We start from the raw sequence: 14,603 nt of genomic DNA on the forward strand, positions 1-14,603 counted from the left end.
CTTAAATCCTGCGCCGGTGCCCTAACTGCGGAATCGCCGCCAGAGGCACCTCCACCCGCGCCACCGCGTGCCCGACCAGCCCCGCCAACCCGGCCAGGGTGGGCTGGCTGAACAACATCCGCGCATCCACCTCCAGCCCCGCCTTGCGCATGCGCGCCACCACCCCCACCGCCAGCAATGAATGGCCGCCCAGTTCAAAAAAGTGATCCTGGCGCCCTACCCTTTCCAGCTTCAGCACCTGGGCCCATACCCCGGCGATCAATGTTTCCACCTCGCCCCGAGGCGGCTCATAGGCACGGCTTACCACCGCCTCTGCCCCAGGCTCCGGTAAGGCCTTGCGGTCCAGCTTGCCGGCCGGGTTAAGTGGCCACATGTCGATGTGCACAAACGCCGCAGGCACCATGTATTCAGGCAATGCCTCCAGCATATGCGCGCGCAGCGCCTCCAGCCCCGGCACCCCATCGCGGGCCGTGAAATAAGCCACCAGCCGCTCATCCCGAATCAATACCGCAACCTCGCGCAACGCCGGGTGCCTGGCCAACCGCGCCTCCACCTCTCCAAGCTCCAGCCGTACGCCTCGCAACTTGACCTGGAAGTCATTACGCCCAAGAAACTCCAGGTTCCCGTCGGGCAGGTAACGCACCAGGTCGCCGGTGCGATACAGCCGGTCGCCCGCGACAAACGGGCTGTCGATAAACCGTTCGGCCGTCATCTGTGCCAACCCCAGGTACCCGCGCGCCACGCCGACCCCGCCGATATGCAGCTGCCCACTGACGCCCAGCGGTACCGTGCGGTCATGCTCATCCAGCACATACAGCCGGGTATTGCTGATCGCCCGGCCAATCGGCAGCTGCACGGCCGGCACTGGTGCGCCCGGTTCCAGGGTCCAGGCGCTGCTGTCTACCGTGGCCTCGGTGGGGCCGTAGACGTTGTGCAAGCGCACCTTGGGCAAGCGTGCCTGGACCCCACGTGCCAGGGCTTCGGACAGTTCGCCCCCCCCACATAACACGTCGGTCAGGCTGGTGCACCGGGCGGACTCTTCCAGGTCGAGAAACTGCTGCAACATCGCCGGCACAAACTTGATCACGCTGATCTGCTGCTCGCGAATCACCTGCGCCAGGTACGCCGGCTCCCGGTGCCCGTCGGGGCGCGCGAGGACCAGGCGCATTCCGCTGGCCAGCGGCCAAAACAGTTCCCATATCGAACCGTCAAAACTGAACGGCGCCCGTTGCAGCAAAGCGCCACCCCCGGCATTCGGGCATAGCTGCGAGCCCCAGTGCATCAAATTGGCCAGGCCGCGATGTTCAATCATCACACCCTTGGGCACGCCGGTGGAGCCGGAGGTGTACATCACGTAGGCCAGGTTGCGGGCACCCAGGCCCGGTACCAGGGGGTTGCCCTCGGGGGCCTGATGCCAGGAACAATGGTCGAAGTCGATCACCGGTATCGACACGCCTCCCACCAGGTCACGGGTGGCGCCCTGCACCAGCAACGCCACCGGCGCGCTGTCTTGCAGCATGTAGGCCAGGCGCTCGCGGGGGTAGCCCGGGTCCAGCGGCACATACGCGCCGCCAGCCTTGAGAATCGCCAACAACCCCACCACCAGGTCCAGCCCGCGCTCCACACACAGCGCCACCCGAGAGTCCGGCTGCACTCCTCGCTCGCGCAGGTGATAGGCCAGGCGGTTGGCGCGTTCGTTGAGCTGGCGATACGTCAACTGTTGCTCACCGGCCTGCACCGCCACGGCGTGGGGCGTGTGCCGGGCGTGGGCTTCGAACAGGGCGTGGACCGCCAGGTTCTCGGGGTATTGGGTTTCGGTGGCGTTGAAATCCACCCACTGCTGCTGAAGCTCGGCCGCAGGCAGCACCTGCACATCGAACAGCGACGCTTGCGGCGCCTCGGTCAATCCTGCCAGCACCGTGCCGAGGTACTCCAGCAGGCGCCGGGCGCCGACCTTGAGAGGCGCCTTGGCCTTGAGCCGGAAACCGCTGGCCAGGTCATCCACCGTCAACATCAGCGGGTAACTGAGGATGTCTTCACTGTTGAGCAACTCAATGCCGGGCAGCAGTTCCTGGAGTTCCTCGGCCGAGACATGCCGGTAATTCAGCAGGCTGTTGAACAGCGGCGTAACGCCGGCGCAACGCTGGGCCAACGCCAGCGACGCTTGCTCATGGGCGAGCAAGGCGCTGAGTTGCTGCTGGGTGTCCTTGATCGCCTCGCTCACCGTCAACCCGGCCAGGCGCACCCGCAGCGGCAAGGTATTGATGAACATGCCCAGGGCACGGTCTGCGCCCTCGCCCGCCTGCAACCGTCCCAGCAATACGGTGCCGAACACCACGTCGTCACGGCCGGACACGCGTCCCAGCACCTGGGCCCACGCCAGGTGAAACAGGCTTGCAGCCGTGACACCCAGCACGCGAGCCTGCTCACGCAGGCGTTGGCCGAGGGCGTCGGGAAGTTGCAGGTGGGCTTCCTCGGTCGCGTGGCGTTCCGCCTGGCGTTCCTGCAAGCCGAAGGCCAGGGTCGGCTCGTCGACATCCGCCAGTCGCGCCCGAAAAAACCCTTCGTGCCCGGCCTGGCGTATAGGTGAAAGAGCCTGGGCAACCATGTTGCGATAGGGCACCGACGCCGCAAGTTGTTGTTGCTGGCCACGCAGATGCGCCTGGATTTGCGCCATCAACACCTGGGTTGATGTGGCATCGTTAACCAGATGATGCAAGCGCAGCATGCCCACCCAACGGCGGTTCAGCGGGTCTTCGGCATAATCCAGGGCCATCAGTGGGGCCCTGCGCAAATCCAGCGGGCGCTGGCGCTCGCGCAGTTTGTCGACGACTGGCCCCCCTTCAAGGCTCACCAGCTCCACAGGCAGGCGCGCCTCGCGCCATACCACTTGCATCGGCTGCTCAATGGCATCCCACGCCAGGCTGGTGCGCAAGATGTCATGGCGGTCGATCACCTGTTGCAGCGCCTGGGCAAATGCATCCAACTGTTCGCGGCAGGCAAAGCTGAACATTGCGTGTTGCTGGTAGGGATCGCGCTCATCGGTGATGTGGTGATACAGCAGGCCTTCCTGCAACGGCGCCAACGGGTAAATCTCCTGCACATTGGCGGCCCCACCGGGGATGCCTGCGACGATGCTTTCAATCGTGGCTTGGTCCAGCCTGGCCAGTACCAGCAGGTCCGGGGTAATGCGCGTGCAACCCAAGGGAACCCGGTTGGCCGGCACATCAACCTCAACGCCCATGCCCACCGCTGCCGCCAGCGCGGCCAACGTCGGCTGGCCGAACAACACCTGCACATCCGCCGGCATCCCGGCCTGGCGCATGCGCTGCACCAGTTGGACGGCCAGCAGCGAATGGCCGCCCAATTCGAAGAAATGATCGTGGCGCCCCACCCGCTCGACCTGCAGCACCTCGGCCCAGATCTGCGCCAGGGCGGTTTCCGTGGCGCCTTGCGGGGCCTGGTAAGCCCGGCTGATGAATGCATCGGCACCCGGTGCGGGAAAGGCCTTGCGGTCGAGCTTACCGTTGGCAGTCAGGGGCAACGCCGCCAGCTTTACGTAGGCCAGCGGCAGCATGTAGTCCGGCAAACGCGCTTGCAGATGGGCACGGATCAGCCCGATGGCCACCGGGGCATGCTCGGTGAACCAGGCCAGCAGTTGCCCGTCCCGCACCTGCACCACGGCTTCAGTGAGGCCCTCATAATCGGCCAGGGCCGCTTCGATTTCGCCCAGTTCGATACGCACGCCACGGATTTTTACCTGGTCGTCATTGCGCCCCAGGTAGTCGAGGTTGCCATCCGGCAGCCAGCGCGCCAGGTCACCGGTGCGGTACATGCGGCCGGGGTTGAAAGGGTCATCGAGGAAGCGCTCGGCGGTCATTTCCGGGCGATTCAGATAGCCTCGCGCCACGCCATTGCCGCCGATGTACATCTCACCCGCGACACCGATGGGCACCGGTCGCTGCTGTTCATCCAGCAGGTAGACCGTGGCATTGGCGATGGGCTTGCCAATGTGCAACGCCTGACCCACCTCCACCCGGCCCGAGGTGGCAACCACCGTGGCTTCGGTGGGGCCGTAGTTGTTGATCACCGTAAAACCGCGCGCCTTGTTGAACTGGCGCAGGCGGTCACCGCCAATCAGCAAGGTACGCAGGGTCGGGTGCTCGATGCCCTGGCTGAAGGCGTACTCGGCCACAGGCGTGGGTAGGAAGCACACGTCCACAGGTTGCGTGCACCACCACGCCAGCAGGGCGTCAATGTCTTCGGCGCCGTCATGGGCCGGTGCCAGGTGCAGGGTGGCGCCCACGCACAGTGCCGGCCAGACTTCCCAGGCCATGGCATCAAAGCCAAACCCGGCAACGCTGGCGGTGTGGCTACCCTGGTGCAGGTCGAAGGCCTGGCAGTGCCAGCCCACCAGATTGGCCACGGTGTGGTGCTCGACCATCACGCCCTTGGGCAGCCCGGTGGAGCCCGAGGTATAAATCACGTAGGCGAGGTTGGCCGGGGTGACAGCCACCTCTGGGTTGTGGGCCAATTGTGCAATGGCGTGATCCAGGTTGATCACCGGTACACTCAGCACCGGCAGGCGCCCCCGTAAATCGGACTGTGTGAGGACGGCCACCGGCGCGCTGTCATCGAGCAGATAGGCCAGGCGTTCGGCGGGATGGGCCGGGTCAACCGGCACATAACAGGCACCGGACTTGAGAATTCCCAGCAACCCCACCAGGGTCTCCAGGCTTCGCCGGGCAACAATCGCAACGCGGTTGTCAGGCCTTACCCCCAGCCCACACAACTGTTGCGCCAGGGCATTGGCGCGCTGGTTCAACTCGCCATACGTCAGTGTCTGGCCCTTGTACACCGCGGCGATTGCACCCGGAGCCAAAGCGGCCTGGGATTCCACCCGCGCATGCAGGGTCTGCGCCGCCGGGTACGCCTGGGCGGTGCTGTTCCAGCATTGCAGCTGCGCGGTTTCTGCGGGCGTCACCAACGAAAAGTCCACCACCGTCAACGCCGGGTTTTCCAGCCCCTGCTCCAGCAAATACACCAACCGCCCAGCCAGCGCCTGCACTTCGTGTGGCTGGAAATACGCCTCGTTGTACACGCAATGCAGGCACGCGGTGTGGTGGTAGCGGTTGCTGCGCAAGTGGATCGCGATCGGCAACGGTTCATGGTGGTTGGAGACCTTGATCGCCCGGGCTGATGCCTGGCCGTAGCGAAACTCATGGTCATCCTGCTCGTAGGACACCGACAGGTCAAAGAGCTGGGCACGGTCCGCACGCAGTACGCCCAATTCGCGATTCATCTCGCTCAGCGGGAAACGCTGGTGCCGGAAATCCTGCTTGAGCTGGTCGCGCACACCGCGTACCAGGGCGCCAAAGGAGGTGTCGCTGCCGAACTGCAAGCGCACTGCACTCACCTGGGTAAACAGCCCCAGGGTCGAGCGAAAACGGGCGTTGGAACGGTTAAGGATCGGCAGCCCGACGACCCACTCCTGGCGCTGGCCGGTGCGCGTGAAATACACGTACATCGCGGCCAATAACACATGGAAGGCCGACGCCTGGTAACGGTTGGCCATGCGCTCCATGCGGTTGAGCAGCTCGGCCGGAAATGGCTGCACCAGGGTATTGCTCGGCGCCTGGCCCCTGGCATGGTAACGCGGTGTCAACAGGGGTTCGGGCAAGGCCTGGTATTTGGCCAGCCAGTAGCTGCGGTCACGCGCATAACGGGCCGACTCGCGGTAGCGTTCATCGCTGTCAATGAAGTCGACATAGGACGGCGCTGATAGGTCCGGTTGCCGGCCCTGTTCGAGGGCGCTGTAGATGCCGGCCAGCGATTGCAGCATCTGGCCAAAGCCCCAACCATCGAGGATCAGGTGGTGGGCCTGGGTGCCAAGGCGGTAATGCTGGTCATCAAGCTTGACCAGGAAGAAGCGAAACAACGGTTCACCGCCCATCGAATAGGCCTGGGCCATCCGATCCTGCATCAAGGCCTGGGCTGCGAGGTGGGGATCGGGTGAGCCGCAGACATCATGTTGCGGAACCGACACCTCCACAGCCTCGGCGAACGCCTGCCGGGGCAAGCCATCGGCCTGCACCTGCAACACCGTGCGCAACGCGTCGTGCTTGGCCACCAGTTGTTCTATGGCGCGCTGGATCAATGCAGGATTCACGGGGCCTGTGAGGTCGACATAGCCGCCGATGTTGTACAGCGGCGAGTCACCCAGGCGCAGTTGGTCCAGCCAGATATCCCGCTGTGCGGCGGTCAGGGGGAAAAACTTCATAAGATCCTTCTCATGTGAGGTGTCGATAAGGCGCACAACGCCCCATTGAGGCGAAATCAAGCGGATTTAAGCATCGCGCCCCTTACTCGTCTGTCACCCGAAACCCGGACAGCCGGGAACCGTGCCAGGGTTGGCTGACGTTGCATTGCTGAAACGATTAAATGAATGTAGGAAATTGGCTATAGCTGGCCGTTGCTTGGGCGGCCGAATATTTGCGTCACAAATTTTAATAGTCTTATTTATCAAATAGTTAATAGTCTATAAACCGCTCTAGGCGTGCAGCTGCATCTTATTTCCCTGTCAGTAATGACGAATTAATGACGTGGTTTTTATGGCACGTTGTGTCCCTCGTTTCCGCTACATACGTAGGACAAATCCCCGTGGCTAAATGACGTATCGAGCACCGACCCAGGTTCAAGGAGAACCGCAGGCCTGTACATGCACGGGGTAACCGACGACGGTTTTCGACATCAAGGATGAGATGGCTATGAGTCTGACCAGCAGTATTCGAAATATGGAAAGCCCACATTTTTATTTCGAGTTGGGGGAGTTGATTTCAAGCACGGGCACAGAACACTTTGCAGCGAACATGCTGCACCTGGTCGACAAGCTGATTGCGGTGCACCTGGTAGACCTCAGTGAATGGAGCCTCGACGAACACCAGGCCTGTGTACTGGATATCACCCTATTGGGCAGTGCCGGCCTGAAGCGCGATTTGCCACCGCCAGGCACGCTGCATCATCGCGATGATCACCCGCTGCTGAAAAAGATGCTTGGCATGAACGACCCGCTGTTGATCCAGATGAATGCCAAGGCCAACAGCCCCCACACTCGCGGCACTTCCCACCAGTGCAACCTGGTCTCGCGCCAGGCCAATCGGCGCTGTGTCATCTCGTTCTATCGGCCCCACACGCAGCGGGCATTTTCCCTGGCCGAGTTGTCCTTCCTCAAGCGCCTGTCGGAAACCCTGTTGCCCTTGATCGAGCGTCACGCGCAGATCAATCGACAAACCCCACTCGTTGAACCGCCGCCCTGCAAAACCCTGTTGGAGCAATCGCAATTGCAGCGCGAATTTTACAAACGCCTGTCACTCAGTGACATCACCTTGTCTGCGCGGGAACAGGAGGTTTGCCTGGAGTTACTGACCGGCGGCACCGTGCCGCAGATCGCCTTGAAGCTCAGTGTGAAGAACAGCTCGATCGAGACTTACCTCAAGCGTGCCGCCGCCAAACTGGGTGTCAGTGGCCGCCATGGACTGGCCAAATGGATGGTTGGCGCGTGATGAAAAAACTGATGCTCGGCGTGGTGTGTGTGCTTGGCGGGTGCTCGCTGATTCCGGACTACCAACGGCCCCCAGCGCCCACGCCTGCGCAATACCCGGTGTATAACGCAGACCGGGTGCCACCCTCGGCGGCAGTTCCCGACTGGCAACAGCTGTTCCCGGACCCGGTGATGCGCCAGTTGATTGGCCGGGCCTTGGTCAACAACCGCGACCTGCGGGTGGCGGCGCTGAACGTCGAGGCCTTCCAGGCGCAATACCGCATCCAGCGCGCAGACCTGTTCCCGGCGGTGTCTGCCACAGGTGCCGGCAACCGCCAGAAAGTCCCTCGGCGCGTCAGCGGTACCGGCGAGTCCGCGATCACCTCCACCTATTCGGCGACACTGGGCGTAAGCGCCTATGAACTGGATTTTTTTGGCCGGGTGCGCAGCCTCAGTGAACAGGCGATGCTGCAATACCTGGCCACCGAAGAAGCCCGGCGCAGTGCGCAACTGAGCCTGGTGGCCAACGTTGCCAACGCGTACCTGACCTGGCGCGCCGACCAGGAGTTGCTGGCTTTGGCCCGGCAAACCCTGGCCTCGGACGAGCACAGCCTGCGCCTGACCTCGCGCAGCAAAACCGCCGGCAAGGCAACGTCGATCGATGTGATCCAGGCCCAGACCAGCGTCGAAAGCACCCGTGCGAGCATCGCCCGCTACCAGCGACAAGTGGCGCAGGACCAGAACAGCCTGGCCTTGCTGGTAGGTGGCCCGGTGCCGGATTCACTGCCGGCGCGCCCGCTGGCCGACGACCTGGTAGCCCGCATGCCCGCCGGGTTGCCGTCAGACCTGCTGCAACGCCGGCCCGACATAATCCAGGCCGAATTTCAACTCAAGGCAGCCAATGCCAACATCGGCGCGGCGCGTGCAGCGTTTTTTCCTTCGGTGACGCTGACGGCCAATGCGGGCACATCCAGCAGCGATCTGTCGGGGCTGTTCCAGGGTGGCTCGGGGAGCTGGGTGTTTCAGCCGCAAATCAACCTGCCGATTTTCAATGCCGGTAGCCTGCGGGCCAGCCTGGATTACGCGAAGATTCAAAAGAACATCTTTGTTGCGCAGTATGAGAAATCGATCCAGACGGCGTTTCAGGAGGTTTCCAACGGGCTGGCGGCGCGCCAGACTTATAACGAGCAGTTGGCGGCGCAGCGGGACTTTGTGCAGGCCAACCAGAAGTATTACGACCTGGCACAGCACCGCTATCGCAGTGGGGTGGACAGTAACCTGGTGTTTCTGGACGCGCAGCGCTCGCTGTTCAATTCACAGCAGGCGTTGATTGTGGATCGCTTGGCGCAGTTGGTAGCGCAGGTGAATTTGTATACGGCATTGGGTGGGGGTTGGGGGGTAGATATTGTTGGGACGCAAGGCATATCCGTTATTCAGGTAACGGCGGCTCGGCGTTCCCACCCCGCGCTTGAGTGGCAGAAGCCAGGGCAAAGGCTGTAGGCGCTGGCTTGCTGTTGATTCCAGGCGGCCCGCTCCGTAATGCCTGCGCCCGGCCACATCGAGCCCAAGCAAGGCGCCGAGTGCTGGGCAAGAGCCGTTTGGTTACTTTTGCCGCGTTTGCAACAAACAACGCAGATGCCCCCTAACCGCGCCAAGGCCCCAGCGCCAAACTATAAGGAGAAAATCCGTCAAACTGCCAACGCAATGCCAACGCCGCATCCCGCCGAACCACATGTTCCACCGTCACCCGCCACAACCGCTCCGCGCCCTGAAACCCCGCCAACTCAGGTCCACCCAGAATCACCTCGGCCCGCCCGACAACCTGCAGAACATCCCCTGAAGCAAAATCCACAAACAACAACCCCGCAACAGGGTTGACCTGCAAATTGCCCAAGGTGTTGAAAAACGAGTTGCCGGTGAAGTCGGGAATCGTCAGCACATCACCGTCCACCCGAACAAACCCGGTGTTGCCACCCCGGTGCGAAACGTCCACCGAGCGCTTGGCCGCATCGCCCTCCAGGTCCACGTAACTGGCGACGAAAAATGTATCGGCAGTGCGGATCACCGCCCGGGTTGCGTCATCAAGCGAAGTCGCGCGCTGCACTGCCGGCTTGGCTGGGCGCTGTCCCTGGGCACCCGGTTCCACCGTGCGCAGCTGAATGTACTTGGGGCAATTGCCAAAGGTATGCACCACCTGCACCGCAAAACCATCAATGCCCACCGCGCCGACAACCCCGTTCATGCGGTTGCGCCGCCGGGTATTCAGGTCAATCCCCAACAGCCCCACCGCTGCGCCTTTTTGTATACCGGCGCCGGCCGGGTCTCCCACGGCAGGCAGGCTGTCGATGCGCAAACGGTAAGGATCCGGTGAGTAGGCAAACCCCGGCGCGCCCTCCAGCAGCGTGGCCCAGGGAAGCCCCAGGTCATCCACGGCCCCCACCACCAGATAGGGCAACAGCTCATAAAACGCCCGATGCTGCTCCGGCAAATGATCCCGTATGACCTTGGCGCCGATCACCTGCATGCGCTCGGCCACGCCGGCGCTTTGCTGCAATTGCCGCTCGCCGGCATGCCATGGCGAGGCAGGGGATGCGTCCTGGTGATTCATGCTCAAGCCCTCAGTGGATGAAACGCCGGATGTTCACGCAATGCCGCCACGCTGAAATCGACAAAACTGCGCACCCGCGTCGACGCGTTGCGCCCCTCGCGGTACACCACATGCACCGGCAGCGGCGACGGTTCATAGGCCTGCAATACGCGGCGCAACTGGCCGGTCGCCAAGTGCTCGTGCACCGGGTAACTCAAGCACCGGACCAACCCCGCCCCCTGGACCGCCGCATTGATTGCGCCCTGTACGGTGGTGCTCCCGAGGCGCACCCATGCCCTGATGCTGGAACCCTGGAAATCCCACTGTGCCCAACCCGCGGACGCCTGGCTGGCGACCAGCCGATGCTGCTTGAGTGCCTCAGGCTGCAGCGGCTCGCCATGGGTTTCCAGGTACCCGGGGCTGGCACACACGATGTTGCGCACATGGCCCACAGGCCGGGCAATCAGGGATGAACCCGGCAGTGCTCCCACCAGGATTGCCACATCCAGGCCGTCTTCGTTCAGGTTCGGATAATGGTCGTGGTAATGGGCAAACACCCGCACCCCGGGGTAGCGCTCCAGGTATTCAGCCAACAGGGGCGCCATCACATAACGGCTGAACAGAAGCGGGAAAAATACCCGCAGATTGCCCTCGGCCTGCACATGTGCACCCTTGGCAGACGCTTCGGCGGCGCCCACGTCGTCGAGGATCCGCGAGCAGTCCACCATGAACCTCGCCCCGGTTTCGGTGAGGCGAAAACCCTGAGTGTTGCGCTGTATCAATGACACTCCCAAGCGCGCCTCCAGCCTGGCAACCGCACGCATCACTGTGGGCCCCGAGACGCCCAGGTAACGGGCAGCCGCTGCCAGGCTCGGCTGGCCGGACAGGCCCTGGAAAATCTGCATGTCGCGATAGCGGTCCATCAGGCCGGCCGCGGCATCGACGGGTTGAGCGCTGCATCCTGCCCGAGCCGAGTGACTAAAAAGTCGACGAAGGTGTTGACCTTCGCCGGTACCCGGGCGCTGTTCTGGAATACCACATGAATCGGCAGTGCCGGCGGCTCGAAGTCCTGCAGGATGATTTCCAGTGCGCCGGCACGCACATCGCTGGCTACCTGGTAAGACAACACTCGCGTGATGCCCCAGCCAAGGCGCGCCAGGTTGATTGCCGCATTGTTGGCGGTGACCACCAGGCGTGGCTCAACCGCCACGTTCAAGGGCTGGCCGGCTTCGATGAATTGCCATTCGCTGACCAACTGGCTGGAGGACGAGGTGACAATCCTGGCCTCGCGCAGTTGCCCGGGGTGCAGTGGCCGGCCATGCCGCTCAAGGTACGCCGGCGCGGCGCAGACCACCCGGCGCACCTCGCCGACCTTGATCGCTTGCTGGCCGGCGTCCTGCAAGTGCCCGATACGCACGGCCACGTCGACACCTTCGTCGGTCATGTTGACCACGCGATCCACCAGCAAGGCGTTGATGTTGACCTGGGCAAACAGGTCCAGGTAATCCCCCAGGATCGGCGCCACGAACAGTTCGCCGAACAACACCGGCGCGGTGACCGTCAGTTGCCCCCACGGGACCGAGAAACTGCCCGCCGCCGCCTCTTCGGCTTCCGTCAGCTCTGCCAGGATGCGTCGGCAATCGTCCAGGTAACGCTGCCCGGCCTCGCTCAGGTGCAGGCTGCGGGTGGTGCGCGAGAGCAACTGCGTGCCGATACGCGCCTCCATCGCGGCAATCGCACGGGTTACGCTGGGCGGCGAGGTTTTCAGGCGCCGGGCCGCAGCGGCAAAGCCCTGTTCTTCGGCGACGGCAAGGAACACCTGCATTTCCTGGAAACGGTCCATTACAGCCCTTTTTATCGAATGTAGTACGCCACAAAAAACATCAGGCCTGGGCCAAACCCACGGCGGTGCGTTGCATGCCGACAAATCCCGGTAGCGCCTCGATGCGGCCCAGCCAGGCACGAACCTGCGGGTAGTCGTTCAGCGAGACGTTACCTTCCGGGGCATGGGCGATGTAGGTGTAGTGCGCGATATCGGCAATCGACGGCACGTCACCGGCAAGAAAGCGGCTGTGCCCCACCTGTTGCTCCAGCACATGAAGCAACCCATAAGACCGGCTGATGGCTGCCTCGGCGTCCAGCGCAGCGCCGAACACGGTGACCAATCGCGCGGCCGCCGGCCCGGCATGCAGCGGCCCCGCCGCGGCCGAAAGCCAACGCTGCACACGGGCCTGGGCCACAGGCTCGGTCGGCAGCCACTGGGTGTTGCCATACTTACCGGCGAGGTACACCAGGATCGCATTGGAATCTGCCAGCACCACGCCGTTGTCATCAATCACCGGCACCTGGCCGAAGTGGTTGAGGGTGGCGAGGAATTCGGGGGTTTTGTGGGCGCCTTGCTTGAGGTCGACCAGCACCAGTTCTGCAGGCACGCCCAGCAGCGACAGCATCAATTCCACCCGATGGGAATGGCCAGACAAGGGGTAACGGTACAATTTGATCATGACGAGCTCCGCGGTGTGCCGGGGTTTCGTCCCGGTGATCGGGTCGATGAGACATATCTTCCACCGCTACGGCACGCAGCAGAATAGCCAGGTTTTACAATCCAGCATTTCAGCAGATGAAACAATCACTCGCCGAACAACTCGCCAATCAGGTTGAACAGGGTGGTTTTCACCGGGCTGTCGAGTTCGCGCCAGGCCAGGCCGGTCCTGGCCCGGAACGCGCCCAACGCCAGGTGCCTGGACACGCAATTGGCCGGCAGCGCCCGCGCCGCCTGCAACGGCAATACACCGACGCCCAGGCCGGCAGAGACCAGCGCCAGCATGGTGGTGAATTCGCCGAGCTCGGAGGCGATTTCCAGGGGCACCCCCATGGCCTGGACGAACTCGTCGTAGAAGCCCGGGGCATAACGCCGGGCCAGGATGAATACGGGCACCTTGAGCAAGTCGGCCGGCTGAAGGATTTCCTGTGCCGCCAACGGATGATCGCCGGGCAAGGCGACCACAAAGCTTTCCTGCAACACCTGCAGGGTCTGTATGCCGGGATAGGCCGCCGGCAAGCGCATCAGGCCAAAATCCAGCTGGCCGTTTTTTAGCGCTGCCGCCTGATCCGGGCCGGGCATGTCCTTGAGCTCCAGTTCAAGGCGCGGGTAGCGTTGATGCACCGCGCGAATCAACCCCGGCAGCAATTCCGGCAGCACCGAGGAGACAAAACCCAGGCGTACCCGGCCGATCTCCCCACGGTTCGACGCGCGGGCGGCATCGGCGGCGCGGGCTGCCTGGTGCAGGGTGGCTTGGGCTTCGGGCAGAAACACCCGCCCGGCGGGTGTCAGCGTTACCGAGTGCCGGTTGCGGTCGAGCAGGCGCACACCCAGGCCACCTTCGAGCAGTTTAATTTGCATGCTCAACGCCGGCTGCACGATCGACAACTGCGCGGCCGCCCGGCCAAAATGCAGTTCCTGGGCGAGCACAACAAACGCACGCAGGTGCTTGAGTTCCATCAGGAGGCTCCGGTTATCATGGTTTTTGATCACCCAATCACAAATGAAAATTGGACGCTGAACCCTTGCTACGTTGAACTAAGGCCCGTCATACACGATATGACAGGGTTTGACCTATAACAATGTGGACGGTGTGCCGTACTCGGATTAATAGTGTTGATCACCTGTCCCTGCCCCGGGAGATCACTCCATGCACAGCGTTTTAGACACCTTCCGCCTGGATGGCCGCCTGGCCCTGGTCACCGGCTCCAGCGCCGGCATTGGCCTGGCCATCGCCCGTGGCCTGGCCCAGGCCGGCGCACGGGTGGTACTCAATGGGCGCAACCGCAGCACCTTGCGTGACAGCGCCGCACTGCTGGCGGCGGAGGGTCTTGAGGTGCACACCCAGGCGTTCGACGTCACCGACGGCGCCGCGGTGCTGGCCGCCGTGGCAGACATCGAAAAGCACCTGGGCCCCCTGGACATCCTCGTCAACAACGCCGGCATGCAACGGCGCGGGCCCCTGGAGGACTACAGCGAAACCCACTGGCGCGAGTTGATGAGCACCAACCTCGACAGCGCGTTCCTCGTTGGCCAGGCTGTGGCTCGGGCGATGATCCCGCGCAAGCGTGGGCGCATCATCAATATCTGCTCGGTGCAAAGCGAACTGGGGCGCCCGGGCATCGCCCCATATGCCGCCAGCAAAGGCGCGCTGAAGATGCTCACCAAAGGCATGGCCATCGATTGGGGCCCCCACGGGCTGACGGTCAATGGCATCGGCCCCGGCTATTTCAAGACCGAACTGAACGCCAACCTGGTGGCCAACCCCGAATTCAGCGACTGGCTGGTGCAACGCACACCGAGCCGGCGCTGGGGCGACGTCGCCGAACTGGCCGGGGCGGCGGTATTCCTTGCCAGCGACGCGGCGAGTTTCGTCAACGGTCATATCCTGTACGTAGACGGTGGCATCACCGCCTCGCTGTAACCCGGAGAAT

Annotated in this window: 9 protein-coding genes; 3 read left to right on the top strand and 6 right to left on the bottom strand. The window is 63.2% G+C overall.

Annotated features, from left to right (window positions below):
• Window position 1: 1 nt before the first annotated feature.
• A complete protein-coding gene (locus ACZRN6_RS05590) occupies window positions 2–6,280 on the bottom strand; it encodes an amino acid adenylation domain-containing protein (RefSeq protein WP_464007394.1) in 6,279 nt (2,092 codons plus the stop codon).
• A 487-nt stretch (window positions 6,281–6,767) separates the two neighbouring features.
• On the opposite strand from ACZRN6_RS05590, the gene ACZRN6_RS05595 reads away from it, so the two are divergent.
• Window positions 6,768–7,562: a helix-turn-helix transcriptional regulator gene (locus ACZRN6_RS05595; protein ID WP_322144517.1), complete on the top strand. Its 795-nt coding sequence runs from the start codon at window positions 6,768–6,770 to the stop codon at window positions 7,560–7,562.
• Entirely contained in the window at window positions 7,562–9,040 is a 1,479-nt protein-coding gene (locus tag ACZRN6_RS05600) for an efflux transporter outer membrane subunit (protein WP_464007526.1), read from the top strand. The genes ACZRN6_RS05595 and ACZRN6_RS05600 overlap by 1 nt, the downstream gene beginning before the upstream one ends.
• Before the next feature lie 142 nt (window positions 9,041–9,182).
• On the opposite strand, the gene ACZRN6_RS05605 is transcribed toward ACZRN6_RS05600, so the two are convergent.
• From ACZRN6_RS05605 to ACZRN6_RS05625, 5 genes are all read right to left on the bottom strand, one after another.
• Window positions 9,183–10,148, bottom strand: coding sequence for a flavin-nucleotide-binding protein (locus ACZRN6_RS05605; protein ID WP_464007395.1), 966 nt, complete (start codon window positions 10,146–10,148; stop codon window positions 9,183–9,185).
• A gap of 2 nt (window positions 10,149–10,150) precedes the next feature.
• Entirely contained in the window at window positions 10,151–11,050 is a 900-nt protein-coding gene (locus ACZRN6_RS05610; protein ID WP_464007396.1) for a LysR family transcriptional regulator, read from the bottom strand.
• Window positions 11,050–11,970: a LysR family transcriptional regulator gene (locus ACZRN6_RS05615; RefSeq protein ID WP_322144514.1), complete on the bottom strand. Its 921-nt coding sequence runs from the start codon at window positions 11,968–11,970 to the stop codon at window positions 11,050–11,052. Before ACZRN6_RS05615 ends, ACZRN6_RS05610 begins: the two co-directional genes overlap by 1 nt.
• Before the next feature lie 40 nt (window positions 11,971–12,010).
• The gene (locus tag ACZRN6_RS05620; protein ID WP_464007397.1) at window positions 12,011–12,631 is read right to left on the bottom strand and encodes a glutathione S-transferase family protein; all 621 of its coding nucleotides are present in this window, start codon (window positions 12,629–12,631) and stop codon (window positions 12,011–12,013) included.
• A gap of 125 nt (window positions 12,632–12,756) precedes the next feature.
• A complete protein-coding gene (locus ACZRN6_RS05625) occupies window positions 12,757–13,629 on the bottom strand; it encodes a LysR family transcriptional regulator (RefSeq protein ID WP_322144513.1) in 873 nt (290 codons plus the stop codon).
• A gap of 190 nt (window positions 13,630–13,819) precedes the next feature.
• Between ACZRN6_RS05625 and ACZRN6_RS05630 the strand changes: the two genes are divergently transcribed.
• Window positions 13,820–14,593, top strand: coding sequence for a glucose 1-dehydrogenase (locus ACZRN6_RS05630; RefSeq protein WP_322144512.1), 774 nt, complete (start codon window positions 13,820–13,822; stop codon window positions 14,591–14,593).
• Window positions 14,594–14,603 lie beyond the last annotated feature (10 nt).

This window comes from Pseudomonas sp. A125 (assembly GCF_055409485.1).

What these genes read in the sequence shown, in the direction of transcription:
- ACZRN6_RS05610 (WP_464007396.1), bottom strand. Translation starts at nt 11,050, where the DNA reads ATGGACCGCTATCGCGACATGCAGATTTTCCAGGGCCTGTCCGGCCAG.
- ACZRN6_RS05620 (WP_464007397.1), bottom strand. Translation starts at nt 12,631, where the DNA reads ATGATCAAATTGTACCGTTACCCCTTGTCTGGCCATTCCCATCGGGTG.
- ACZRN6_RS05605 (WP_464007395.1), bottom strand. Translation starts at nt 10,148, where the DNA reads ATGAATCACCAGGACGCATCCCCTGCCTCGCCATGGCATGCCGGCGAG.
- ACZRN6_RS05595 (WP_322144517.1), top strand. Translation starts at nt 6,768, where the DNA reads ATGAGTCTGACCAGCAGTATTCGAAATATGGAAAGCCCACATTTTTAT.
- ACZRN6_RS05590 (WP_464007394.1), bottom strand. Translation starts at nt 6,280, where the DNA reads ATGAAGTTTTTCCCCCTGACCGCCGCACAGCGGGATATCTGGCTGGAC.
- ACZRN6_RS05600 (WP_464007526.1), top strand. Translation starts at nt 7,562, where the DNA reads ATGAAAAAACTGATGCTCGGCGTGGTGTGTGTGCTTGGCGGGTGCTCG.
- ACZRN6_RS05630 (WP_322144512.1), top strand. Translation starts at nt 13,820, where the DNA reads ATGCACAGCGTTTTAGACACCTTCCGCCTGGATGGCCGCCTGGCCCTG.
- ACZRN6_RS05615 (WP_322144514.1), bottom strand. Translation starts at nt 11,970, where the DNA reads ATGGACCGTTTCCAGGAAATGCAGGTGTTCCTTGCCGTCGCCGAAGAA.
- ACZRN6_RS05625 (WP_322144513.1), bottom strand. Translation starts at nt 13,629, where the DNA reads ATGGAACTCAAGCACCTGCGTGCGTTTGTTGTGCTCGCCCAGGAACTG.